Source organism: Sorangium sp. So ce321 (genome assembly GCF_051530195.1).
Taxonomy (GTDB): Bacteria; Myxococcota_A; Polyangia; order Polyangiales; family Polyangiaceae; genus Sorangium.
In genome coordinates, this window is the sequence record NZ_CP150329.1 from 6,984,429 (window position 1) to 7,007,354 (window position 22,926).

12 protein-coding genes are annotated in these 22,926 nt (G+C 69.7%); 2 read left to right on the top strand and 10 right to left on the bottom strand.

Features of this window, described 5'->3' with window-relative positions; translation table 11 throughout:
- Positions 1-6: 6 nt before the first annotated feature.
- The gene (locus WME89_RS25810; protein WP_438011735.1) at positions 7-1,977 is read right to left on the bottom strand and encodes a type VI secretion system Vgr family protein; all 1,971 of its coding nucleotides are present in this window, start codon (positions 1,975-1,977) and stop codon (positions 7-9) included.
- 234 nt (positions 1,978-2,211) lie between these two features.
- On the opposite strand from WME89_RS25810, the gene WME89_RS25815 reads away from it, so the two are divergent.
- Positions 2,212-5,895, top strand: coding sequence for a hydantoinase B/oxoprolinase family protein (locus WME89_RS25815; RefSeq protein WP_438011736.1), 3,684 nt, complete (start codon positions 2,212-2,214; stop codon positions 5,893-5,895).
- A 99-nt stretch (positions 5,896-5,994) separates the two neighbouring features.
- Here the strand turns inward: WME89_RS25815 and WME89_RS25820 are convergent, their stop codons facing one another.
- From WME89_RS25820 to WME89_RS25845, 6 genes are all read right to left on the bottom strand, one after another.
- On the bottom strand, positions 5,995-6,975 hold the full coding sequence (locus WME89_RS25820; RefSeq protein WP_438011737.1) for a hypothetical protein: 981 nt from the start codon (positions 6,973-6,975) through the stop codon (positions 5,995-5,997).
- A gap of 268 nt (positions 6,976-7,243) precedes the next feature.
- The gene (locus tag WME89_RS25825; RefSeq protein ID WP_438011738.1) at positions 7,244-8,059 is read right to left on the bottom strand and encodes a TetR/AcrR family transcriptional regulator; all 816 of its coding nucleotides are present in this window, start codon (positions 8,057-8,059) and stop codon (positions 7,244-7,246) included.
- Positions 8,060-8,212: 153 nt separating this feature from the next.
- Positions 8,213-9,007, bottom strand: a complete 795-nt coding sequence (locus WME89_RS25830) for an STAS domain-containing protein (RefSeq protein WP_438011739.1) — start codon at positions 9,005-9,007, stop codon at positions 8,213-8,215.
- Positions 9,008-9,422: 415 nt separating this feature from the next.
- Complete coding sequence (locus WME89_RS25835; RefSeq protein WP_438011740.1) at positions 9,423-10,649, bottom strand: cytochrome P450; 1,227 nt, start codon at positions 10,647-10,649, stop codon at positions 9,423-9,425.
- 45 nt (positions 10,650-10,694) lie between these two features.
- Entirely contained in the window at positions 10,695-10,889 is a 195-nt protein-coding gene (locus WME89_RS25840; protein ID WP_437663437.1) for a ferredoxin, read from the bottom strand.
- A 22-nt stretch (positions 10,890-10,911) separates the two neighbouring features.
- A complete protein-coding gene (locus tag WME89_RS25845) occupies positions 10,912-11,502 on the bottom strand; it encodes a TetR/AcrR family transcriptional regulator (RefSeq protein WP_438011741.1) in 591 nt (196 codons plus the stop codon).
- Between the two features lie 263 nt (positions 11,503-11,765).
- Between WME89_RS25845 and WME89_RS25850 the strand changes: the two genes are divergently transcribed.
- On the top strand, positions 11,766-14,510 hold the full coding sequence (locus WME89_RS25850; RefSeq protein ID WP_438011742.1) for a bifunctional acetate--CoA ligase family protein/GNAT family N-acetyltransferase: 2,745 nt from the start codon (positions 11,766-11,768) through the stop codon (positions 14,508-14,510).
- Between the two features lie 28 nt (positions 14,511-14,538).
- On the opposite strand, the gene WME89_RS25855 is transcribed toward WME89_RS25850, so the two are convergent.
- The 3 genes from WME89_RS25855 to WME89_RS25865 form a co-directional block, all read right to left on the bottom strand.
- Positions 14,539-15,765 (bottom strand): PAS domain-containing protein, encoded by a 1,227-nt coding sequence (locus tag WME89_RS25855; RefSeq protein WP_438011743.1) that lies wholly within the window; start codon positions 15,763-15,765, stop codon positions 14,539-14,541.
- Between the two features lie 129 nt (positions 15,766-15,894).
- Positions 15,895-21,129, bottom strand: coding sequence for an AAA family ATPase (locus tag WME89_RS25860; RefSeq protein ID WP_438011744.1), 5,235 nt, complete (start codon positions 21,127-21,129; stop codon positions 15,895-15,897).
- Positions 21,130-21,594: 465 nt separating this feature from the next.
- Positions 21,595-22,896, bottom strand: coding sequence for a hypothetical protein (locus WME89_RS25865; RefSeq protein WP_438011745.1), 1,302 nt, complete (start codon positions 22,894-22,896; stop codon positions 21,595-21,597).
- Positions 22,897-22,926: the final 30 nt, after the last annotated feature.

Sequence of the window (22,926 nt, forward strand, 5' to 3'; positions counted from 1 at the left end):
CAGCGCCTAGTTGAGGTCGATCGGATCGCCGTTGATCTGCGTGTGACCGCTCGAGTGGACCGTGATGTCGGTCCCCGAGATCGTGATCTTGCCCGACTTCTCGAGCACGATGACCGACTTGCCGCAGACGATCTCGAGCCTGTCCCCGACCCGGATGCTCTGCGTGCTGCCGATCTCCACCGTCTCGTTGTTGCCCACCGCGCGCGACCGGTTCATCCCGACCACCTCGCGCGCGTTGTTCACCACCTGCTTCATGGAGTCGTTGCCGACGGTCTGCTCCTCGTCGCGGCCGATCGCGCTCACGCGGTCGTTGCCTATGTTCACGCTCTCGTCGTGCTTGACCTTCTTGTGCAGGTCGCGCTCGGCCTGCATCCGGACGAGCTCCTTGCCGGCCGCGTCCTCGAACATGATCTCGTTGTAGCCGCCGGTCTCGGGCGACGAGCTGCTCTTCCAGCCGCTCTGCGTCTTGTTGTCGGGGAGCCTGTACGGCGTCTTCTGGAGGCTCGTGTACACCCGGCCGACGATGATCGGGCGGTCGGGATCGCCGCCGAGGAAGTCGACGATCACCTCCTGGCCGACGCGCGGCAGGTTGGTGCCGCCGAAGCCGGCGCCGCCCCAGGGCTGGCTCACGTGGATCCAGCACGACGAGGCGTCGTTCATGCGGCCCTCGCGATCCCAGTGGAACTGGACGCGCACGCGGCCGAGCTCGTCGACGTGGATCTCGTCGCCGGGCGCGCCGACGACGGTGGCGCTCTCGACCCCCTGGGCGCGCGGCTTGCGCGCGCGGAGCGGCGGGCGGAAAGGCACCTCCGCGCTCACGGCCTTGCACGCGTGCTGCCAGGGGCCCGGGACGTCGCCGACGAGGGTCGACTCGAGGACGAGGAGCCCCGCGTCCGGGCCGAGCTCGCTCTTCGGATGGTCGAGGAAGCTGACGACGGTGCCCGGCGCGAGGTCGAGGGTGTTGGTCTTGAACGCGATCTCGCGGGCGGACGCGCGCTTGGCCTCGAGCCGCCGCTGCGCGAGCGCGGCGCCCTCGGACTCGTCCGCGCGGTACTTGCCCCTGTCGTCCGCGACCGGCGTGCTCTCGCCCTTGTCGCTCTCGTACAGGAACGCCCCGGGCACGTAGTGGAAGCGCTCGAGCCGCTCCTCCACGCCGCCCGCACCGGACACGCCGCCCGCGCCGCCCGCGCCGCCCGCGCCGCCCGCGCCGGAAGCGCTCGCGAGGAGCCGGTACGACGCCGGCCGCCGGTGGTCGTGATCGCGCACCGTGTACTTGCCCGGGCGCAGGCGGCGGCCGATCTCGACCTCGGTGACGTGATCCTGATCCGTGTCGGTCGGGTGGTCGCGGAACGCGATCGGGGCGCGGCGGGTGTTGCGGTGCGGGCCGTCGTCGAGGACGAGCCGGCCCTCGCCGGCGCTCTCGAAGTAGAAGCTCACCCCGGCGTCCTCGAGCATGCGGCAGAGGAACGTGTAGTCGCTCTCGCCGTACTGGACGCGGTACTTGCGCTTCTTGTAGGTCCCGGCGAGGCGCAGCGCCGGGGAGACCCCCCATTCCTTGAGGATCTGGAGCGCGATGTCGAGCTCCGACGTGCGCTGGAACATGCGGTAGTTGCGCCGCTGGGTGGCGAGCCACAGCGCGGGGACGAGCGTGAGCTCGTAGGTGGAGAGGTTGCGCTCCTCGACGGCGAGCTGCCGGAGGCGGCTGCAGATGCCGGTCCACGTGCGGGTCTGGTCACCGTGCGCGACGAGGGTCATCGGCTGGCCGATGACCGCCTCGAAGTCGATGTCGGGGTTGTCCGACACCGCCACGACGCGCGCCTCGAAGAGCGCCGACATGCGGTCGGAGACCTCGACGCGGCGCACGTCGAGCAGGTCGCCGGAGGCGATGCGCGCCTCCGCCCGGACCTCCCGGCGCGCCCCCAGCGCCCCGGAGCTCCCGTCTCCCCTCGCCAGATGGATCGGCTTCGTGTCGGCCATGGTCGCTCCGGTGCCCGCACCTCCTCGCAGGCGCGCGGCGGGACCGCCGGATGGTAACCGGCCAGGCAAGCGCCCCACAAGCAGCCGGGGGGGAGGCACGGCGGACGCCGCGGGCGGCACCCGCCGGCCAGATTCTTCAATGAAACCCTATTGTTGAATTATAGAACAGCGTGTGCTGGTAAGCTGCCGGCGCCGCGAGGCCTGCCTCGTCAGCGCGCACCTGGAGTGGATTCGATGACCTCGACCTCGCGCGCATGGCAGTTCTGGATCGACCGCGGCGGCACGTTCACGGACGTCGTGGCCAGGCGGCCTGACGGCTCGCTCACCACCGCCAAGCTGCTCTCCGAGAACCCCGAGCAGTACGCCGATGCGGCGGTCGAGGGCATCCGCCAGCTGCTCGGCCTCTCGCCCGGCCAGGTGATCTCCCCGGCCGAGGTCGAGTGCGTGAAGATGGGCACCACGGTGGCCACCAACGCGCTGCTCGAGCGCAAGGGGGATCGCACGGCGCTGGTCACCACGCGCGGCTTCCGCGACGCGCTGCGCATCGGCTACCAGAACCGCCCCCGCCTCTTCGACCGCCACATCGTGCTGCACGACCTGCTGTACGAGCGCGTGATCGAGGCCCGCGAGCGCGTGGGCGCGCAGGGCGAGGTCGTCGAGCCGCTGGACGCCGCGCCGCTGCGCCGCGCGCTGGAGGAGGCGTTCCGGGACGGCATCCGCGCCTGCGCCGTCGTGTTCATGCACGGCTACCGCCACGCCGCGCACGAGCGGCAGGCGGCGGCCATCGCGCGCGAGGTCGGCTTCACCCAGGTCTCGGCCTCGCACGAGGTCAGCCCGCTCATGAAGCTCGTCTCGCGCGGCGACACGACGGTGGTCGACGCGTACCTCTCGCCCATCCTGCGCCGCTACGTCGAGCAGGTCGCCCGCCAGATGCCCGGCGTGCCGCTCTACTTCATGCAGTCGAGCGGCGGGCTGACCCTCGCCCACCGCTTCCAGGGCAAGGACGCGATCCTGAGCGGGCCGGCCGGCGGCATCGTCGGCATGGTGCGCACCGCGCTCGCGGGCGGGCACGACCGGGTGATCGGCTTCGACATGGGCGGGACCTCGACCGACGTGTCGCACTACGCCGGCGAGCTCGAGCGCGCCTTCGAGACGCAGGTGGCCGGCGTGCGCATGCGCGCGCCGATGATGAGCATCCACACGGTGGCCGCAGGGGGCGGCTCGCTGCTCGGCTTCGACGGCGCGCGGCTGCGCGTCGGGCCGGAGTCGGCCGGCGCGAACCCCGGGCCGGCCTGCTACCGCCGCGGCGGGCGGCTGGCGATCACCGACGCGAACGTGATGCTCGGCAAGATCCAGCCGGAGCTCTTCCCGCGCGTCTTCGGCCCCGGCGCCGACGAGCCGCTCGACAGCGAGGTCGTCGCGCGGCGCTTCGAGGCCCTGGCCGACGAGGTGCGCCGCGAGACGTCGCGGCCGATCACGCCCGAGCAGCTGGCCGAGGGGTTCCTGCAGATCGCCGTCGCCAACATGGCGAACGCGGTGAAGAAGATCTCCGTGTCGCGCGGCCACGACGTCACCCAGTACACCCTGCAGTGCTTCGGGGGCGCCGGCGGCCAGCACGCCTGCGCGGTGGCCGACGCCCTCGGCATGCGCCGCGTCTTCGTGCACCCGCTCGCGGGGGTCCTTTCCGCGTACGGCATGGGCCTCTCGGACCAGAACGCCATGCGCGAGGCCGCCGTGGAGCGGCGCCTCGACGAGGCGGGCCTCGGCGCGGCGCACGAGGCGCTCGCGCGCATCGCCGGCGAGGCGGAGGCCGAGCTCGTCGCGCAAGGCTTCGCCCCCGGGCGCGTGCGGACGCTCCGGCGCGCGCACGTGCGCTACGAAGGCACCGACACCGCCCTGGTCGTGCCGTACGGCAGCGCCGAGGCGATCCGCGCGGCGTTCGAGGCGGCCTACCGCGCGCGGTTCGCCTTCCTGATGCCCGACAAGGCGCTGGTCCTGGAGAGCGTCTCCGTCGAGGCGATCGGGCCGGGCGAGGCCGCCGACGAGCAGCCCGCCGAGGCGCGCCCCCACCGCCCCGACGCCGACGCGCGGGCGCGGATGTTCTGCGAGGGCGCCTTCCGCGACGCGGCGCTGTACCGGCGCGAGCGGCTCGGGCGCGGCGCGGTCATCGACGGCCCGGCGATCGTCGCGGAGGCCAACGCCACGACCGTCGTCGAGCCGGGGTGGCAGGCCGAGCTCACGGCGCTCGGCCACCTGGTGCTCACCCGCGTGGCGCCGCGGCCCGAGCGCCGCGCCGTCGGCACCGAGGTCGACCCGGTGATGCTGGAGGTGTTCAATAACCTGTTCATGAACATCGCCGAGCAGATGGGCCTGCGCCTGCAGAACACCGCCCACTCGGTCAACATCAAGGAGCGGCTCGACTTCTCCTGCGCGCTGTTCGACGCCGAGGGCAACCTGATCGCGAACGCCCCGCACATGCCGGTGCACCTCGGCTCGATGGGCGAGTCGATCAGGACCGTGATCGCGCGCAACCCGGGGATGAGGCCGGGGGACGTCTACGTGCTCAACGACCCCTACCACGGCGGCACGCACCTGCCCGACGTGACGGTGGTGACGCCGGTCTGGGACGAGGACGAGGGCCGCGTGCTGTTCCACGTGGCCTCGCGCGGGCACCACGCCGATATAGGCGGCATCACCCCGGGCTCGATGCCGCCCTTCTCGAGGACCATCGAGGAGGAGGGCGTGCTGCTCGACAACGTGAAGCTCGTCGAGGGCGGGCGGCTGCGGGAGGCCGAGATCCTGGCGCTGCTCGGCGGCGGGCCGCACCCGGCGCGCAACCCGCAGCAGAACCTGGCCGACCTGCGCGCGCAGATCGCGGCGAACGAGAAGGGCGCGCAGGAGCTGCGCGCGATGGTGGCCCAGTTCGGGCTCGCCACCGTGCAGGCCTACATGAAGCACGTGCAGGACAACGCCGAGGAGAGCGTGCGCCTCGCGATCGCGCGGCTCGACCCGGCGCTCCTCCGCGACGGCCGGTTCACCGTGCCGCTCGACAACGGCTCGACCATCGAGGTGACCGTCCGGATCGACCGCGAGCGCCGCGCGGCGGTGGTGGACTTCACCGGCACGTCCGGCCAGATGGCGAACAACTTCAACGCGCCCCGCGCGGTGACGATGGCCGCGGTGCTCTACGTGTTCCGCACGCTGGTGGACGACGACATCCCGCTGAACGCCGGGTGCCTGAGGCCGATCGAGGTCATCGTCCCCGAGGGCTCGATGCTCAACCCGCGCCCGCCGGCCGCTGTCGTGGCGGGCAACGTGGAGGTGTCGACCTGCGTCACGAACGCGCTGTACGGCGCGCTCGGCGTGCTGGCCAGCAGCCAGCCGACGATGAACAACTTCACGTTCGGCGACGAGAGGGTCCAGTACTACGAGACGATCTCCGGCGGCTCGGGCGCGGGCATCGAGATCCGCGCGGTAGCCGCGGGCGGCGCGGGCGGCGCGGGCGGCGCGGGCGGCGCGCGCGGCTTCGCGGGCACGAGCGTCGTGCAGACGCACATGACGAACTCGCGCCTGACCGACCCGGAGGTGCTGGAGCACCGCTTCCCGGTCCGGCTGGAGCGCTACGAGATCCGCGAGGGCTCCGGCGGGGCCGGGCGCTTCCCGGGCGGGAACGGCGGCACGCGCGCGGTGCGCTTCCTCGAGCCGATGACGGCGTCGATCCTGTCGAACGGCCGCTCGACGGCCGCGTTCGGCCTGGCGGGCGGGAGCGCCGGCGAGCCCGGGCGCAACCTCGTCGTGCGCGCGGACGGCTCGACCGAGGTGCTGTCGCACATCGGCTCGGTCGAGATGGGCAGAGGCGACGTGTTCGTGATCGAGACGCCGGGGGGCGGCGGCTACGGCGCGCCGGCGCCCGGCTGAGCAGCGCGGGCGCGGCGCGACGTGCCTGCCGCCACCGGCCCGCGGGCGAGGAGCCCAGTCAGCGCGAGGCCTGGCTCGCGCTGACTGTCACTCCTTGCATCACTCCTCGCACCCGATCCGCTCGTCGTCGAGCGCCACGTCGTCGATCCACGCCGTGAACCCCGGCGGCGCGCTCTGGTAGTTGTTCCACCCGACCCGGACCTCGCTGAAGACGTCCGGGATCTCCGAGCCAGTGTAGTTGCCCGGCCCGTTCGCGATGCTGATCTGCTCGAGGAGCACGCCGTCCACGTAGAAGTCGTAGCTCTGCGCCGGTCCGTCGATGTGCCACTCGACGCAGTGCCATTCATCCTCGTACTTCCAGTTGTAGTCGCTCCCCTTGCCGAACTCCGCGCCCTGGGGCTGCACGTTGTAGAGGTACTGGATGTGCGACCCGTTGCCGTCGTTGTCCCAGCCGTCCTTGTCTTCCTTCACGGTATCCACGACGCGGACCTCCTGGGGGCCCGTCGTAGGGCCGACGCCCTGGAGCGCGACGAGGGTCGAATGAACGAACGCGTCAGGCACCGGCAGCTCCACCCGGTAGCGGATGCGGCCCCAGTGCCCGCTCCCGAGCTGCGAGGCGTCGTGGTAGATGCGCCGCTCGCCGTTCGCGACCGCGCCCATCTTCAGCGAGCGATTGCCGGAGGCCGCCTGATCATCGGCCACCGCGACCGGATCACCGTGCTTGGTCCACCCTTGCGGAACGGCGCCCACGTCGGTGTCCTCGAAGTCCTCGCAGAGGGTGTATCTGCCCGACGCGCAGCCGCGCAGGGCGGAACCGTCGCCGCCCGCTCCGCCTTGCCCGCCGGCGCTCGACGAGCTGCTCGTGGCGCCGCCGCCAGTGCCGCTGGCGCTCCCCGTGCTGCCGGTGGTCCCGGTGCTCCCCGTGCTTCCCGTGCTTCCCGTGCTGCCGGTGCTCCCCGTGCTGGCCCCACCCCCGCTGCCGTCGCCTCCACCGGAGCTCGAGTCCGAGGGGGATGAGCTGCAGGCTGCGTTGAGCGAAGCGAAGACGAGCACGACGCCAAGAGCGTGAACACGATGCATGGTTGACCTTGACCTCCAGCGCTCGGAGCGCTGGTCTTAGACCATCGATCAGCTTGAAACGCCCGGGAATGAAGAGATTTGAACCACAGAGGCACAGAGGACACAGAGGAACAACGAAAAAACTCTGTGCCCTCTGTGCCTCTGTGGTTCGTTTTCTCGGGGTTTCAACCTGTTCGGTGCCGTAGTTTAAGTTGGACGGCCTTGGTACCCCTTGTAGCGAGTCGGCGTCAAGCCTCCGCGGCTCGCCTCGCCGGGCTCTCCCCCTCCCTCAAACCTGAGCGGCGCCTCGCTCCGCGATCAGGAGCGAGACGGCGTCGAGGATGCGCTCCAGGCCGAAGTGGAAAGCGTGCTCGGGGCTCGACGCCCCCTGATACGCCTGACCCGCCGATTGCCCGACGCGCGTCGCGACGGGAAACCGCTTCGCGTCGATGACCTTGTCGAGCAGCGGGGCGGTGGCGACCCACCATTCCACGTCCGTCATGCCGCTCTCGTGCCGGGTGCGCTTCGCGTTGGCCTGGGCCCTCGCCGTGCCTTCGACGTGCGTGAGGAGGAGGGTGAGCACCGAATCCATCTCGACGTCGGTCAGGCCGAGGCCGTCGAGCGGCCGCAGCTCGGCCTCGTACTTGAGGGAGACGTTCGGGCCGAGCACGGGGCGGGCCGTGACGATCTCGAGCAGCCACGGGTGCTGCTGGTACAGATCCCAGTTGCGCGCGGCGATGTACCGGAGCGACTCGCGCCACCCACCCGGCTGCCGCGAGGGCGAGTCCACGTCATCGTAGAGGTTGCCGTAGACCGTGTCGACCATGAGATCGGTCAGCTCGGCCTTGCCGGGAACATGCGTGTAGAGCGACATGGTCCCGACCTTCAGCTGGTCCGCCAGCTGACGCATGGAGACGGCATCCAGCCCGCTCGCGTCGGCGAGCTCGATGGCCGCCGACACGATGGCGCGCACCGTCAGCCCCGACCGCCCTGGCTTCCCGTGAGAGCCCCAGAGCAGCGCGAGGCTCCGGGCCGGGTCGGCCGCCCGCCCCGCCCCCTCGCGCTGCCCCCGCTTCCCGGCCGGCCTGGCGGTGCCCTTCGTCATCGAGACGCTCCCGTGCCCCCGGGCTGGATGGCAACCCGCGGATCCGTACAGTGTACCGCACACATTACGGAGCGCCGCATGGGTGGCAGTATGGGCGGGATCGAAGCAGCACGTCAACGCACGTCGGTGCGGCGACGCGGCCTGCGGCGACGCCTACCGACGTTCGCCTCGATCCGGCGCCGGCGCGCGCTCCGCGGCCGCCATGCCCCGCTGCGCCGCCCCGCGGCGCCCGGAGAGGGCGCGAGTCAGCCCTTCCGCGAGCGTGGCGGCGGTGTCGAGGCCGCCGAGGTCGATGCCGAGCTCGACCAACGTCCGCGCCAGCGAGGGCGAGACGCCCACGAGCGTGCAGGAAGCGCCGAGCAGCCGCGCCGCGGAGGCCGCCTTGATGAGCTGCGCGGCGGCCCGCGCGTCGAGCGCCGGCACGCCCGTGATGTCGAGCAGCACCTGGGCCGCCTGCTGCGCGGCGATCGCCTCGAGCAGGCGCTCCAGGAGCGCGGCGGCCCGCGCGTCGTCGATCATGCCCACGATGGGGAGGCAGAGCACGCCGTCCCCGACGCGGATCACCGGGACGCTCATCGCCTGGATCGCGTCCCGCTGCGCCGCGATCAGCCGCACCGTCTCCTCGAGCTCCCGGTTCCGCGCCTCCAGGGACGTCTGGAGCGCCCGCTGCTCCTCGATCAGGGCCTCGTACTTGTGCTGGATCTCGGCCGCCTCCGGGACGGCGAACTGGAACAGCACGCCCTCGAAGCTGTCCGCCGCGTCGGGCACCGGTACGCCGAAGCTGCAGACCCACACCGCCCCGCCGGCCCTGCCCGGGAGGTCCTCGACAGCGTCGGTGTCGTAGCTGATCGGCGGGATCGCGACCTCCTCGCCCCGGAAGAACCGCTCGACGTGCGGCATGATGCCGTTCTCGACGAGCTGCGGGTCCTCCAGCATGTTGTAGTTCATCCGCAAAAACTCCTCGGCCGGCGCTCGCCAGAGCGCTTCCCATCCGCGATTGACGCTGTGGGTCTTGCCTTCCGCACGGTGGATCGACACGCTGATGCAGCGCGCCGCCATGAGCGCGCGCCACCTGCGCGCGTCCACCCGCAGCGACTCCACTTCCCGTTCCGTCGCCTCCAGGCTGCGAACAAGCTGAGCGCGATCCTCATCCCCCTCGTGGCGCATACGACGGAGTGTCGCCCGAGCGGCGCCGCGCTGTCCAGCGCCGCTCGGCGTGCGCCGGGCGACTGACTGGAACGAGACGCCGCAGCGAAGATTTCCCGTACTCTCCCGACGTCCTGGCGGATCTTCGTGTTCCGGATCACCATGCCAGACGCGGCCGAGCTCCGCTCTGGAGCCGGTATCGTATCGAGGCGGGCGATCAGGCGCCGAGGCGGAGCTTGAACGAGTCCATCTTGCGGATGGCGGGGTGAGGGCCGAACGTCGGCTGCGATTCGATCTTCAGGCCGGGAAACCTGCGGAGGAGCGAGCTCACCGCGACCTGCCCTTCGAGGCGCGCCAGGTTCGCCCCGATGCAATAATGGGCGCCGCCGCCGAACGCGAGGCTCCCGGCTGCCTCGCGCCGCGGATCGAACTTGTCGGGGTTCGGGTACGCGGCCTCGTCGCGCAGCGCCGACGCGAAGAAGAGGACGACCATCTCCCCCTTCGCGATGCGCGCGCCGCCGAGCTCGACGTCCTCTGTCGCGTAACGGAAGGTGCCGAACTTGCCGAAGTTGTCGAAGCGGAGCACCTCGTCGACGACCCCCTTCATGAGCTCCGGGTCCCGCTGGACCTCGGCCAGCACCTCCGGGCGCTTCAAGAGGTTCAGCACCATGAACGCGATCAGGTGCACCGTGGTCTCGGAGCCGCCCACGAGCAGCGCCGAGACGAGCGAGACGAGCTCCGGCTTGCTCAGGCGATCGCCCTGCTCCTCGGACTGGATGAGGCTCGTCAGCATGTCGCCCTCGATCGGGTTCCGGCGCCGCTCCTCGATCACCTCGTCGAGCATCGCCATCCCCTCGCGGATGCCGACGACCATGCGCTGGATCTCCTCGGGCGTCATGAGCATCATGAAGAGCTGCTTCACCGCGGAGTCGGCGAAGCGGTGGAACGCCGCGTCGTGCCGCTGCGGGATGTGCAGCATGCTGCTGATCACGCGCACCGGGATGTGCTCGGAGAAGTCGTGGACAAGGTCGATGACGCCCTTGCCCGCGAAGGCGTCGAGCCGCTCGTCGACGATGGCCTGGACCATCGGGCGCAACCGCTCTACCGCGCGCGGCGTGAGCGCCGGGCTCACGAGCTTGCGCACCCGGGCGTGATCCCTGTCCGGCAGCGAGAAGAGCCCGTGCCGGTTCAGCTCCTCGACCTCGGGGATGCTGCCCACGCCAAACGCCGAAGCGTGCGCCCACGCCGCCCGGTCGGCCGTGAAGCGGCTGTCGCGCAAGACGGCCTGGATCTCGTTGTGGCGGCTGATGATCCACCCGTGGCCCTCTTCCCAGTACCGGACGGGCGCCTCGCGCAGGCGAGCATAGACGGGGTACGGATCCTCCGTGTACCCGGGCGCGAACGGATTGAACTCAACCGTGGGACGTGAACTCTCCTGCAACATGCGAATACCTCCCTCTGCGTTCGGTCCGACCTTCTCCTGCCCGCGTCAGCGCGGTGTCAGCGACAGCGCGCCCCGCGGACAGTCGCGCACCGCCCTCTCCACCTTCGCGCGGAGCTCGGACGGCACGTCCGTGACGAGCAGGTGCAGGCGGTCGTCGTCGTCGACGCGAAACGCCTCGGGCGCTGCCCGCATGCAGATGCCGTTGGCCTCACAGCGCTCCTCATCCACAACGATCTTCATGCGTCCCTCCCTTGTCCTCTGCTCATGATTTCAGGATGCGCAGCACCACGTCGAGCGGCGGCAGCGGGGCGTCGGGCTCGACAAGGCGGTTGATGGCGAGCCCCTGGACGATGGCGACCAGGGCGCGCGAGAGCTCCGCGGAGGCGCGCTGCTCGACCTGCCCAGCGCGCTGGCCCTCCTGGATCAGCTCCTCGAGATCGCCGATGACCCGCAGCCGGAAGCGCCTCAGCACGTCGCGCAGGCCGGGCGACGCGTCCTCGGCGTACACGTGCACCGTCATCAGGAGGTGCTCCGGCTCCTCGCGCAGGCCGGCGATCATCTGCCCGCACATGTAAACGAGCCGATCCCAGGGTGTCCCCCCCTGCGCCCGCGTCAGCTCCATGAGCGTGTCCCAGCCCTCGACCGAGGCGTCGATCGTGGCCGAGAACAGCGACTCTTTCTCGGGGTAGTAGTGGTAGACGAGCCCGTGGCTGATCCCCGCCTGCGCCGCGATGTCGGCGATCTTCGCCGCCGCGAACCCCTTGCGACCGAAGACGACGCGCGCCGCACGAAGCAGCGCGCGGCGCCGCTCGTCCTTGATCTGCTCGAAACGCTCCGCGCTGCGAGGACACATGGACGCTCCCCCGAGACGTTGATTGACTTGTCTATCAACCGAAAGGCAGGCCGTCAAGCGAAGCATGCGGGCTCTGCCGCAAACGAGGCTGGCACGGGCGATGCCGCCGTGAAGCAGCAGGGCCGGGTGGCCTTCGCCGCGGGAGGCGGCGGCGCTCGCCTCGGGCGGGCCAGGCGACCCACCCCGCAGCGTGGCAAAGGGCCATTGCCGTCTGCGGACGACGGACCCAGAAGCACTCACCGAACCGACCTCCAAGGAGCGCCATGGCTGACCCGCTTCCCACCACGGACCGTGCCCACGACGTGCTTCGCCAGGAGTTTCAGAGCCTCGATCCGATCTTCAAGCCGCGGAACGTGGCCGTCATCGGCGCGACCGAGAACAGCGGGGCCGTGGGGCGCACGCTCCTCTGGAACCTGATCAGCAATCCGTTCGGGGGCACTGTCTTTCCGGTGAACCCCAAGCGATCCAGCGTCCTCGGGATCAAGGCGTACCCGAACATCGCGGCCGTGCCGGCCAGGGTGGACCTGGCGGTGATCGTCACCCCGGCCGCGAGCGTGCCAGGCCTCCTCGGCGAGTGCGTGGACGCCGGGGTCCCGGGCGCGATCATCATCTCGGCCGGCTTCAAGGAGATGGGCCCTCCGGGCGTCCGGCTCGAGCAGCAGATCATGGAGCGCGCCCGGGGGAAGATGCGCATCATCGGGCCCAATTGCCTCGGCGTCATGAACCCGATCGGCGGGCTCAACGCCACGTTCGCCAAGGGGCAGGCGCGGCCTGGCAACGTGGCGTTCATCAGCCAGTCCGGCGCGCTCTGCACGGCGGTGCTCGACTGGAGCCTGGAGGAGCAGGTCGGCTTCAGCGCGTTCGTGAGCGTCGGCTCGATGCTCGACGTCGGCTGGGGCGACCTCATCGACTATCTCGGCAACGACCCCAAGACGAGCAGCATCCTCATCTACATGGAGTCGATCGGCGACCCGCGCGACGCGCGGGCGTTCCTGTCGGCCGCCCGCGAGGTGGCGCTGAACAAGCCGATCATCGTGATCAAGCCTGGCCGCAGCGAGGCGGCGGCGAAGGCGGCGGCGTCGCACACGGGCTCGCTCACCGGCTCGGACGAGGTGCTCGAGGCGGCGTTCCGGCGCGTGGGCGTGCTGCGCGTGAACGATATAGCGGACCTCTTCTCGATGGCCGAGACGCTGGCCAAGCAGCCGCGGCCGCGCGGTAACCGGCTGTGCATCGTCACCAACGCCGGCGGCCCGGGCGTGCTGGCCACGGACGCGCTCATCGCGAACGGCGGCGACCTGGCGCCGATCTCGCCGGAGATCATGAGCGAGCTGAACGGCTTCCTCCCCGCCGCGTGGAGCCGCAATAACCCCGTGGACGTGCTCGGCGACGCCGGCGCCGACCGCTACGCGAAGGCCCTCGAGATCTGCGCCAAGGACCCGAACAACGACGGCGTGCTCGTCATCCTCACCCCGCAGGACATGACCGAATCGACGCAGACCGCCGAGGCGCTGCGCAAGCACGCGCACGTCGACGGCAAGCCGGTCCTGGCCAGCTGGATGGGCGGCGTGGAGGTGGAGGCCGGCAAATCGATCCTGAACCGCGCCGGGGTCCCGACGTTCGATTACCCCGACATCGCCGCGCGCGCGTTCTGCTCCATGGTCCGCTATTCGTACAACCTGCGGGCGCTCTACGAGACGCCGAGCATGGATGAGCGGGCGCTGAACGTCGATCGCGAGAGGGCCAGGGCGCTCGTCGACGGGGTCCGCGCGTCCGGCCGGACGCTGATGGATGAGTTCGAGTCCAAGCAGCTCATGGCGGCGTACGGCATCCCGACGGTGCGGACGGCCGTCGCCCGGAGCGCGGACGAGGCCTCGGCGCTGGCCAGGGAGATGGGGTATCCGGCCGTCCTCAAGCTGTACAGCGCGACGATCACGCACAAGACCGACGTGGGCGGCGTGAAGCTCGACCTGCTCGACGAAGGCGCCGTCCGCCGGGCGTTCGCCGAGATCCAGGAGAGCGTCGCGCAGAAGGCGGGCGCGGAGCACTTCCAGGGCGTGACGGTCCAGCCGATGATCGCGCTGAAGGACGCCTACGAGATCATCCTCGGCAGCTCGATCGATCCGCAGTTCGGCCCGGTGCTCCTGTTCGGGGCCGGCGGGCAGCTCGTGGAGGTCTTCAAGGACCGCTCGCTCGGCCTGCCGCCGCTCAACGCGACGCTGGCCCTCCGCATGATGGAGCAGACGAAGATCTTCGGCGCCCTCAAGGGCGTGCGCGGCAGGAAGCCGGTCGACCTCGAGGCGCTCGGGCACCTGCTCGTGCGGTTCTCGCAGATGGTGATCGAGCAGCGCTGGATCAGCGAGATCGACATCAACCCGCTGGCCGTGAGCGCCGAGCGGATCATCGCCCTCGACGCGCGCGTCGTCCTGCACCCGCCGGAGACGCCGGAGTCGGCGCTCCCCCGGTCGGCGATCCGCGAGTATCCGACGCAGTACGTGACGGCGCTGAAGGGCCGGGACGGGCAGGCGTTCACGATCCGGCCCATCCGCCCCGAGGACGAGCCGCTGATGGTCAGGTTCCACCAGAAGCTCTCGGAGCGGACGGTGCGGCTGCGGTATTTCTACCCGATGCAGCTCGACCTGCGCACCGCGCACGAGCGGCTGACGCGCGTCTGCTTCGCGGACTATGACCGCGAGATGGCGCTCGTCGTCGAGACGCCGCCGGCGGGCGGCGAAGGCCGCGAGATCATCGGCGTCGGCCGGCTGAGCAAGCTGCCGGGCACCAACGACTCGGAGTTCGCCCTGCTGATCAGCGACGAGCACCAGAGAAAGGGGCTCGGCTCAAGGCTCCTGAGCCTCCTCATCCAGATCGCCCGCGACGAGAAGCTCTCGCGCATCAGCGCCGACATCATGGGCGAGAACGTGGAGATGCAGCGCGTGGCCCAGAAGCTCGGGTTCCAGCTGACCCGCGATCTGGAGGAGTCGACCGTCAGGGCGGAGCTCTCGCTCTAGAGCGGTTTTCGTGCGGGTTTACTGCAGCTCAGCGCTGCGGCCTCCGGCGCGCGGCGCCGTTCATGCCATTCATGCAATGAACCAGGGCATCGCGGAGGTTCGCGAGCGTGACGAACCTCGAGAGGTCCACGCCGAGAGAGACGATGGTCTGCGCGACCTCGGGGCGGATACCCACGACGATGCCGCGGACCCCGACGAGCTCGACGGCGCGGATCAGCTTCATGAGATGATCGCCAGTGCGGTGGTCGATCACGTCGGCGCTCGTCAGGTCGATGATGGCAGCGCGACAGCGCGTGCGTACGATCGCTTGCAGCAGGACATCCATCATCTGCTCGGCGCGGTGCTCGTCGACGGCCCCGAACACCGGCATGGTGATCACGCCGTCCCAGACCTCGATGATCGGCGTCGACAGCTTGCGGATCGCCTCCTGCTGCCGCTCGATGATGTCGAGCTTGTCCCGGAGCGCCGCCTCCGCCTGCTTGCGCGCGGTGATGTCGCTGAGCGAGCCTGCCATGCGCGTGACCTTCCCCGCGTCGTCCCAGCGCGCTTGCCCCCGGGAGCAGATCCAGCGTAGCTCGCCGGTATCCGTGCGGCGCCGGAACTCCACGTCGAAAGGCTCACCGCGCTCCAGGTGGCCGCGGAGGGCGCTCGCCATCCTGTGCCTGTCCTCCTCGTGAACGAGGCTCAGGAAGGACTCGAAGGACCCGTCGAGCGCGCCATCCTGGCAGCCGAGGATGTCCATGAAACGCTGGGAGTAATAGGTGCCGCCGGTGGCGATATTCCAGTCCCAGAGCCCGTCGCGCGCGCCTTGCACCGCGAGGGCGAAGCGCTCCTCGCTCTCCTTCAGCGCGATCTCCGCGCGCCTCCGCTCCCTCCGCTCTGCGACGTCTCGCAGCGAGCGCTCGATGGCGGGGACCAGGCGCCGCAGATCGCTCTTCAGGACGTAATCATGTGCGCCGGCTCTCATGACGTCGGCCACGATCATCTCGCCGATGCTGCCCGAGACGATGATGAAGGGCAGATCGAGCCCGCGCTCCTTGACCATGCGCAGCGCGGAGAGCGAGTCGAACCGGGGCATGCTGTGATCGCAGAGCACGACATCGTACGCCTGCCGCTCCAGCGCTGCCGACATCCCCTCGGGCGTGTGCGCCCGCTCGTGCGACGGTTCATAGCTCCCGCGCTTGAGCTCGCGCAGGATCAGCCGCGCGTCTGGCTCGGAGTCCTCGACCAGGAGGACGCGGAGCGGCGTGCTCATCTAGGACGCTCTCCTCGGCGAGGCGACCTCGTTCAGCGCGACGTCGCGCTTGTCATCATCGACGAGGAGGATCGTTCCGTGTTTCATGATGATGTCTCGCGAGCCAAAGGGTCCAGCCTGGAGGGTGAGCTAGAGGGTGAAATAGAAGGTCGCGCCCTGGTCGACCGCGCTCTCGGCCCAGATGCGGCCGCCGTGGCGCGCGACGACGCGGTGCACGGTCGCGAGGCCAACGCCGGTCCCCTCGAACTCCTCCTCGGTGTGCAGGCGCTGGAAGGTGCCGAACAGCTTCGCGACATACCTCATGTCGAACCCGGCGCCGTTGTCGCGCACGAAGTACGCAGCGCGCCCGTCGCGCGGCTCTCGCTGCCCGGCCTTGAGCTGCCCGAACTCGATCCGGGCGTCCGCGCGCTTGCTCGTGAACTTCCACGCGTTGGCGAGCAGGTTCTCCAGCACGATCTTGAGGAGGTGCGAGTCGCCGTTCGCGGTCACCCCCTCGGCGACCACGCACTCCACTTCACGTTCCGGCTGCGACCTCTTCAGCGCGACGAGCACCTCGCCCGCGAGCGCGCTCATGTCGACGCGCTCGCGCTGCATCTCGGCGCGCGTCACCCGCGACAGCTTGAGCATGTCATCGATGAGATCCGACATCCGCTCGGTCCCCCAGCGCACCTGCGTCAGCAGCTCGCGCGCTTCCTCGTCGAGCCTGTCGCCATGGTCCTCGAGCAGGGCGAGGCTGAAGCCGTCGATCACCCTGAGCGGCGCGCGCAGGTCGTGCGAGACGGAGTGGCTGAACGCCTCCAGCTCCTTGTTGGCCACCAGGAGCTGCGCCGTCCGCTGCTGGATCCGGAGCTCCAGCTCCGTGTTGAGCTCTCGAAGCGCCTCTTCCGCCCGCCGGCGCTCGGCGTTCTCCCTCGACAGCTCCGCGTAGAGGCGCGCGTTCTCCAGCGAGCTCGCGGCCTGCGACGCCAGGAGATCCAGCGTCAGGGCGCGCTCCGGCGTGAACGCGCCGGAGGCCAGGTTGTTCTCCAGGTAAAGAAGACCGACGAGGGCCGCCTGCCGGAGGAGCGGGATGCACAGCACCGACTTCGGCCGCTTGAGTCGTATGTAATCGTCGTCCGCGAACCGCGGCTCGCCCGCCGCATAGTCGAGGACCACGCGCTCTCGGGCCCGCCGGACATGCCCGAGGAGGGTCATGGGCGCGGCCGAGGCCGACAGGGGCGCCGGGGGATTGCAGACGCTGACCATGCCCTCGGCGGTCGCCTCCGCCTCGAGGAGCAGCGTCCCTGCATGATCCCGGAGCAGGTACCCCCTCTCGGCGCCAGCGTTCTCGATCGTGATCCGCATGAGCTTCTGGAGCAGCCGCTCCAGGTCGATCTCGTCGGAGAGCGCCTGTGATGCCTTGATCACGGTCATCAGGTCGATCGCCGCAGGCCCCATCGGGAGCCCGAGCCTCTCCGCCGCCGAGGAAGGGCGCGCGGCGAGGAGGGCGCCATACTTCCCCTCGATCTGCGCCACCTTCGCGGACGCGCCCCACGCTCGATAGCACCGGTGGGCCTCGGTCATGTAAACCCCGGCGACCCTGGCCCGGCCCAGGTCGAGATAGAACCTCGCCGCGAGCTCGTTGGCGAGCGCCTCGTCGTGAACGAAACGGCTCGTCCTCGCCGCCTGGGCCGACCGATCGTAAAGCTCCATCGCCTCGACCTGCCGCCCGGCGGCGCGGGCCTCCTCGGCCTGGATGAGGAGCCTCTTGTGCTCGAAATTCTCGGGGCACCCCTCGGCGTAGGCGAAGACCGCGCCCCGATAGCGGCCGAGCATGCTCTCCAGCTGCTCCCCGGACGCCTGCGCCCGGGGCAGCGCGAGGATCGCGAGGCACAGGTGGAACGCCATGTCGACCGACAGGATGAGGCCCGCGCTCCCCCCGATCGTGCGGTCGGCGATGATCCCCATCTCGATCGCGCCGGCGTGATCTTCGGCGAGCAACGCGAGCCGGAGCTTGGCCGCGGCGTACCAGCACAACGTGCTGACGAGCTCTGGCGCCTGGATGCTCTCCACGAACGCGGCCTCGTCGAGGGTGTCATCTCCGATGGAGTGGAGACCCGCCGTGCGCCCGCGGAGACACGCGACCAGCTGCCTCCCGATCGTCACGTTCGCCGTGCTCGCCGGGTTGTAGGTCTGCCGCACCACGAGGAGGAGCTTCTCGATCTCCTCGCCGAGCGCCCCGAGCTCGTCGCCCAGGGCGATCCTGGTCCACACGATGTTGGAGAGGGTGTACGACAGATAATTGAGATCGCCCGACTCCGGGCCGGCACGAACAGCACGCCTGGCGTGCTCGAGGGACAGACGGAGCGACTTTCTACAGAAGCTCACGTTCAACGAGAACATGTAGTGCAGCCGGCACTTGATGGAGACGTTGTTGTACCTCTCGTTGAGATCCAGCGCGAGCTGGCCGAACTCGTGAGCTGCCTGGTACTGGCCGCGCGTGGCCAGCACGAAGCCGTAGGTCAGGTAGCCGAAGGCAGCCTCCTCCGAGTGCCCATGCTTGAGCGAGATGTTCGCCGGCATCACGCAGACGAGCGCGAGCAGCACGGGGTTCAGGATGAACGCCACCCCCCACAGGTTCGCCAGGATCTTCAAGGCGATCTGCTGCTCGGGATCGGTCATCTCGGGCGAGCCGATGAGCTCGGGGATCCGGCGGCCACGGAGGTTCACGCGCACCTCCGCGAGCTCCGCGTCCAGCGCGGTCTGGCACGCCTCCTCCGCCTCCGGCACGTGGATGCCCAGGAGCGCGAGCGCGGCCCGCCCGACCTCCATGGCCTGGGCATACCTGATCTGCATGCAGTAGAGGACCACCCGCAGGTTGAGGATCTGCGCTCGCTCGAGCCTCGTTCGAGCCCGATGCAGGATGACGTCGAAGAGCGCCTCTGCCTCCTCGTGGCGGCCGGTCAGGTACTCGCACTCGGCCAGCTCCGTGGAGAGCTCGAACGTCGTCTCGTACTCGTCGCTCCACCCCGCCTCCCCGAGCAACATGGCCCCGGCCCGGAAGTAGCCCACCGCGGTCTGGAAGGCGGCGGCGGCCTTCGCCCGCTTTCCGGCCGCGAGGTTCAGCCGCGCGACGTCCACCTGCTCGCCGCGCTGGGTGATGAGCGAGGCGCCAAGGTTCGTATGATGGACGATCTGGAACACGTCCTCATCGTGCCCCTCGTCCCGCCGCGTCTTCCTGAGCAGCCTGCCGATCTGCAGGTGGACCTCCTGCCGGCGGCTCTCCTCGATCATCGAATAGGCCGCCTGCTGGACGCGGTCGTGCAGGAACTTGTACGATATCCGGAGCGCCGCGAGGTCATGCTGCTCATCGACCTCCTCTGCCCTCGGAGCGTGGAGGAAGCGGTACTCCGTGGTGAGCGGCACGATGAAGCCTTCGCGGAGCGCCTCCCACAGATCGGCGGCCGTCGCGGCGGGCGTCTTCTCGTGAATGGTCGACAGCGTCTTCAGCTCGAACTGATGGCCCATGCACGCGGCGAGCCGCAAAATGCGCTGCGTGCCGGGCGCGAGCTTCCGGATCTTGCCGACCATGAGGACGACCACGTTGTCCGTGATGTCCGCCTGCTGGATGCGCGTGAGATCCCATTCCCAGGCGCCGGCGCCGACGTTGAAGCCGATCAGCTTGTCGCGGTGGAGCGCCCCGAGGAGCTGACTCATGAAGAACGGATTCCCCTGCGTCTTGTCCGAGACGATCTCGGCGAGGGGCTCCACCCGCTCCACGTCGGTCGCGAGGGTGTCGGCGATGATCTGGGCGACGGTGGACGGGGCGAGCGGCTTCAGCGTGATCTCGCCGAGCGTCGCGCCCGCCTTCCGTATCTCCTCGACCGTCAGCGCGAGCGGGTGGGCCGGACCGACCTCGTTGTCGCGGTACGCCCCGAGGAGGAGGAGATAGGCGTTCTCCGGGTTCGCCAGGATGGCCTGGAGCAGCCGGAGCGAGGCGGAGTCGGCCCACTGCAGATCGTCAAGGAAGAGCACCAGCGGGCGCTCCCTGGTGGAGAAGACCCGGAGGAAGCTCTGGAACACGATCACGAAGCGGTTCTGCGATTCGGTCGGCCCGAGCTCCGGCACGCTCGGCTGTGGTCCCAGGATGGCCGAGAGCTCCGGGATGAGATCGATGACGAGCTGCGCGTTCGGCCCGAGCGCGGCGAGGAGCTGTGCCTTCAGGGCCGCGAGCTCCTCGGCGGAGCCCTGGAGGCGGCCGCGGATGAGGTCCCGGAAGGCGTTCGCTATGGGCGCGTAGGGGACGCTCCGGTTGAGCAGATCGAACTTGCCCGAGATGAACACCCCGCCCCGCGCCGCGATCGGCTTGTGGACCTCATTGACGAGGACGGACTTACCGATGCCGGAGAAGCCGGCGACCAGGAGGAGCTCGACGCCGCCCCGGCCCACCCTGTCGAACGCGAGCAGGAGATCCCTTGTCTCTGCCTCGCGGCCGTAGAGCCGCTGGGGGATGTGGAGCTCCCCGGAGAGGTCGCGCCGGCCCAGCGGGAACGGCGCGATGGTCCCGCTCGCCTCGAGCTGCGCCAGGCATTCGCGCAGATCGACGGCGAGCCCGAAGGCACCCTGGTAGCGGTCCTCTGCGGCCTTCGCGAGGAGCTTCATCACGATGTCGGACACGACCCTCGGGACCTCGGGGGAGAGCTCGTGCAGAGGCATGGGCCTCCGGGCGATGTGGCTGTGCACCATCTCCATCGGGTCCGAGGACGGGAACGGCAGCCGGCCGGTGAGCACCTCGTACATCACAACGCCGAGGGAGTAGAGGTCCGTCCGGTGATCGAGGGCCCGGTTCATCCGTCCGGTCTGCTCCGGCGATATATAGGGGAGGCTCCCCTCGAGCGCGTCGGGGCTCTCGGCCGGCTGGACCTCCTGGGAGAGGCGCGTGGCGACGCCGAAGTCGCTCAGCCTCGCCGCGCCCGTGCGCAGGTTGACGAGGATGTTCCTGGGATTGATGTCCTTGTGAATGACGTGCCGGCGATGGAGCGCGTCCAGCGTCTCCGCGACGGAGGTGGCGATCCTCAGCGCCGTCGCGAGGTCGACCTGCTGTGCCTTGAGGACGCCGTGGAGCGCCTGCTCCCCGAGGTCCTCCATGACGAGGGCCAGGCCGCTCTCGTGCCGCTCGAGGCTGTACGCCGTGACGACCCCGGGGATGCCGAGGTCGCGGATCATCATGTACTCGTAGCGGAGCTTGGCGACCTCGCGCGGGCTCTCGTGGGAGCGCTTGAGGACCTTCACCGAGACGGGGGCGTGATCCGAATTCCGGTACCCGCGATACAGAGCGGTGTCCGAATCCGACTGGATCTCCTCGGTGATTGTAAACTGACTCACAATAGCCTCCCGCGCCCGTGATCGCGCCCAGCTCGGAGCTGCCCGTGCTGTGGATGCCGTAACATCACCCGAGCGGACACATCACCCGGGCACACAGAGGCTACGGACGACCACCAGCACGCAGCGGACTCTGAACCGCGAGCCAACCACGCCCCCCTGGTCGGACGAATATACTATTCCTGTTGTCCGGGCTCGTACAAGTAAGAAGGCGAACCTTTCGAGCGATACCGGCCACGCCGGCGGTGCGTGTCGGTGCGGTCACGCTCAGCTGGGCTTCCTGACACGACCACACACATCGAGCGACCATCGCCTCCGTGCTGGAGGCCTACGAGGCCGGGAGCGCGGGGCGCTCTGGCGCATCCGCCGCGCGCCGAGGCCGAGGCGGCGCTCCTGGCTCGATGATGTGGAGGATGTGGAGTCGAACTTGACGACTGCGCGGACGGCCGACGCCGCCGCGCAGCTACCCTACAGGGGCTGGAGGAAGCGCCTGTGAACGTACTTGGCGAGCTTCTTGCCCGTCCTGGCGCCTACCTCGCCCGAGCCACGGTAGTGAATGCCCCCCCACACGCGGGCGTTGATCACCCCCTCGACGGCGTCCTTGAGCGAAGAGAACACGATATCTCCGCAGGTGTTCGTCCCGACGAGCGGCTCATCCAGGTCGCCGCCGCCGAAGAACTCCATCAGGGCGTGGAGGGTCGCGCCGCTCACCATGGGGTGGCCGGCGGGGTATTCTTGGTTCGGCGATGTCGTCATGAGCGGCTCCCAGTCGGAGCCCGGATAAAAGTAGTTGATCGCCGTGATCGGCCGCCAGAAGTGGTAGTGGTTCTTGCTGTTCACGTTGGAGATCATGGCGTCCGCCTGGGTGAGCATCGCGAGCGCGAACACCCGCGCGGCATCGTAGTTGTCCAGATCGAAGTCCGTGACGAGCTGCCGGGTGAACGAGTACGTGCCGCCGAAGACGTACCCGTCACAGGCCTCCCACCAGAGCGCCTCGAAGCTCTGCTGCGGGGTGCGCACGGCGCTGTCCACCGCGCCATAGGCGCGGGTCTCCTCCAGGTCCCTGCGGAACGCGCCGTTCCTGGGTCTGGGCGGAGGGGGGGGCCGGAACTGGTCATTGGACTTCATCGTCCAGGGGGTCATGTACCCCCACCAGAAGAAGAAAGGCTGCGATGTGCCGGGGAACGTATCTGCCGGGTCGAGCATGACATACTCACCGGGGAGGCCGGTCATCGGGTTTTCATCGCCGTCGTTGTCGAGGAACTCGAACTCCAGATCATCCGGGTTGTCCCACCCGTCGCCGAGGCGCTCGTTCCACAGGTTGCTCGCGGCCGCCTCGCCGATCCGGATGCCCTCCGTCTTCGCGGGGCCGTCCGGTATGGCCGCAAGCTGCGCGTCATAGAGGGTCTCGACCATCGGCGACAGGTCTTGAAGGCCCGGGCTCGAGAACTCCGGCGGGAGGCTCTGGCTCGAGTAGAAGTCGATGTAGCTCGCCAGCATCGTCCGTCCTGCCGCCGCCAGGGCCGCCTCGGGAGAGGCGCAGCCCTGGGCGTCCACGGGCGGCAGATAGGTCTCGTAGCGAGCGGTCTCGGGGATCGAGTTGAGCGCGTCGTGGATCGACACGTGCAGGAGCGCCGAGAGCCGCGAGCTCATGAAGAACCCCGTCAGCGGCTCCATCTGCGCCATGACGGTGTTCCAGTCACGCACCTCCTGGTTGGCTCGAGCATCACCGGACCACGTGAGCGCGGCGACCGAGAGGGCCGCCGCCATCAACCCCCTCCATCGGCGGCCTACCATGCC

Excerpts from the sequence above, each read along its gene's own strand:
- WME89_RS25810 (WP_438011735.1), bottom strand. The coding sequence starts at position 1,977 with ATGGCCGACACGAAGCCGATCCATCTGGCGAGGGGAGACGGGAGCTCC.
- WME89_RS25815 (WP_438011736.1), top strand. The coding sequence starts at position 2,212 with ATGACCTCGACCTCGCGCGCATGGCAGTTCTGGATCGACCGCGGCGGC.
- WME89_RS25820 (WP_438011737.1), bottom strand. The coding sequence starts at position 6,975 with ATGCATCGTGTTCACGCTCTTGGCGTCGTGCTCGTCTTCGCTTCGCTC.
- WME89_RS25825 (WP_438011738.1), bottom strand. The coding sequence starts at position 8,059 with ATGACGAAGGGCACCGCCAGGCCGGCCGGGAAGCGGGGGCAGCGCGAG.
- WME89_RS25830 (WP_438011739.1), bottom strand. The coding sequence starts at position 9,007 with ATGAACTACAACATGCTGGAGGACCCGCAGCTCGTCGAGAACGGCATC.
- WME89_RS25835 (WP_438011740.1), bottom strand. The coding sequence starts at position 10,649 with ATGTTGCAGGAGAGTTCACGTCCCACGGTTGAGTTCAATCCGTTCGCG.
- WME89_RS25840 (WP_437663437.1), bottom strand. The coding sequence starts at position 10,889 with ATGAAGATCGTTGTGGATGAGGAGCGCTGTGAGGCCAACGGCATCTGC.
- WME89_RS25845 (WP_438011741.1), bottom strand. The coding sequence starts at position 11,502 with ATGTGTCCTCGCAGCGCGGAGCGTTTCGAGCAGATCAAGGACGAGCGG.
- WME89_RS25850 (WP_438011742.1), top strand. The coding sequence starts at position 11,766 with ATGGCTGACCCGCTTCCCACCACGGACCGTGCCCACGACGTGCTTCGC.
- WME89_RS25855 (WP_438011743.1), bottom strand. The coding sequence starts at position 15,765 with ATGAGCACGCCGCTCCGCGTCCTCCTGGTCGAGGACTCCGAGCCAGAC.
- WME89_RS25865 (WP_438011745.1), bottom strand. The coding sequence starts at position 22,896 with ATGGCGGCGGCCCTCTCGGTCGCCGCGCTCACGTGGTCCGGTGATGCT.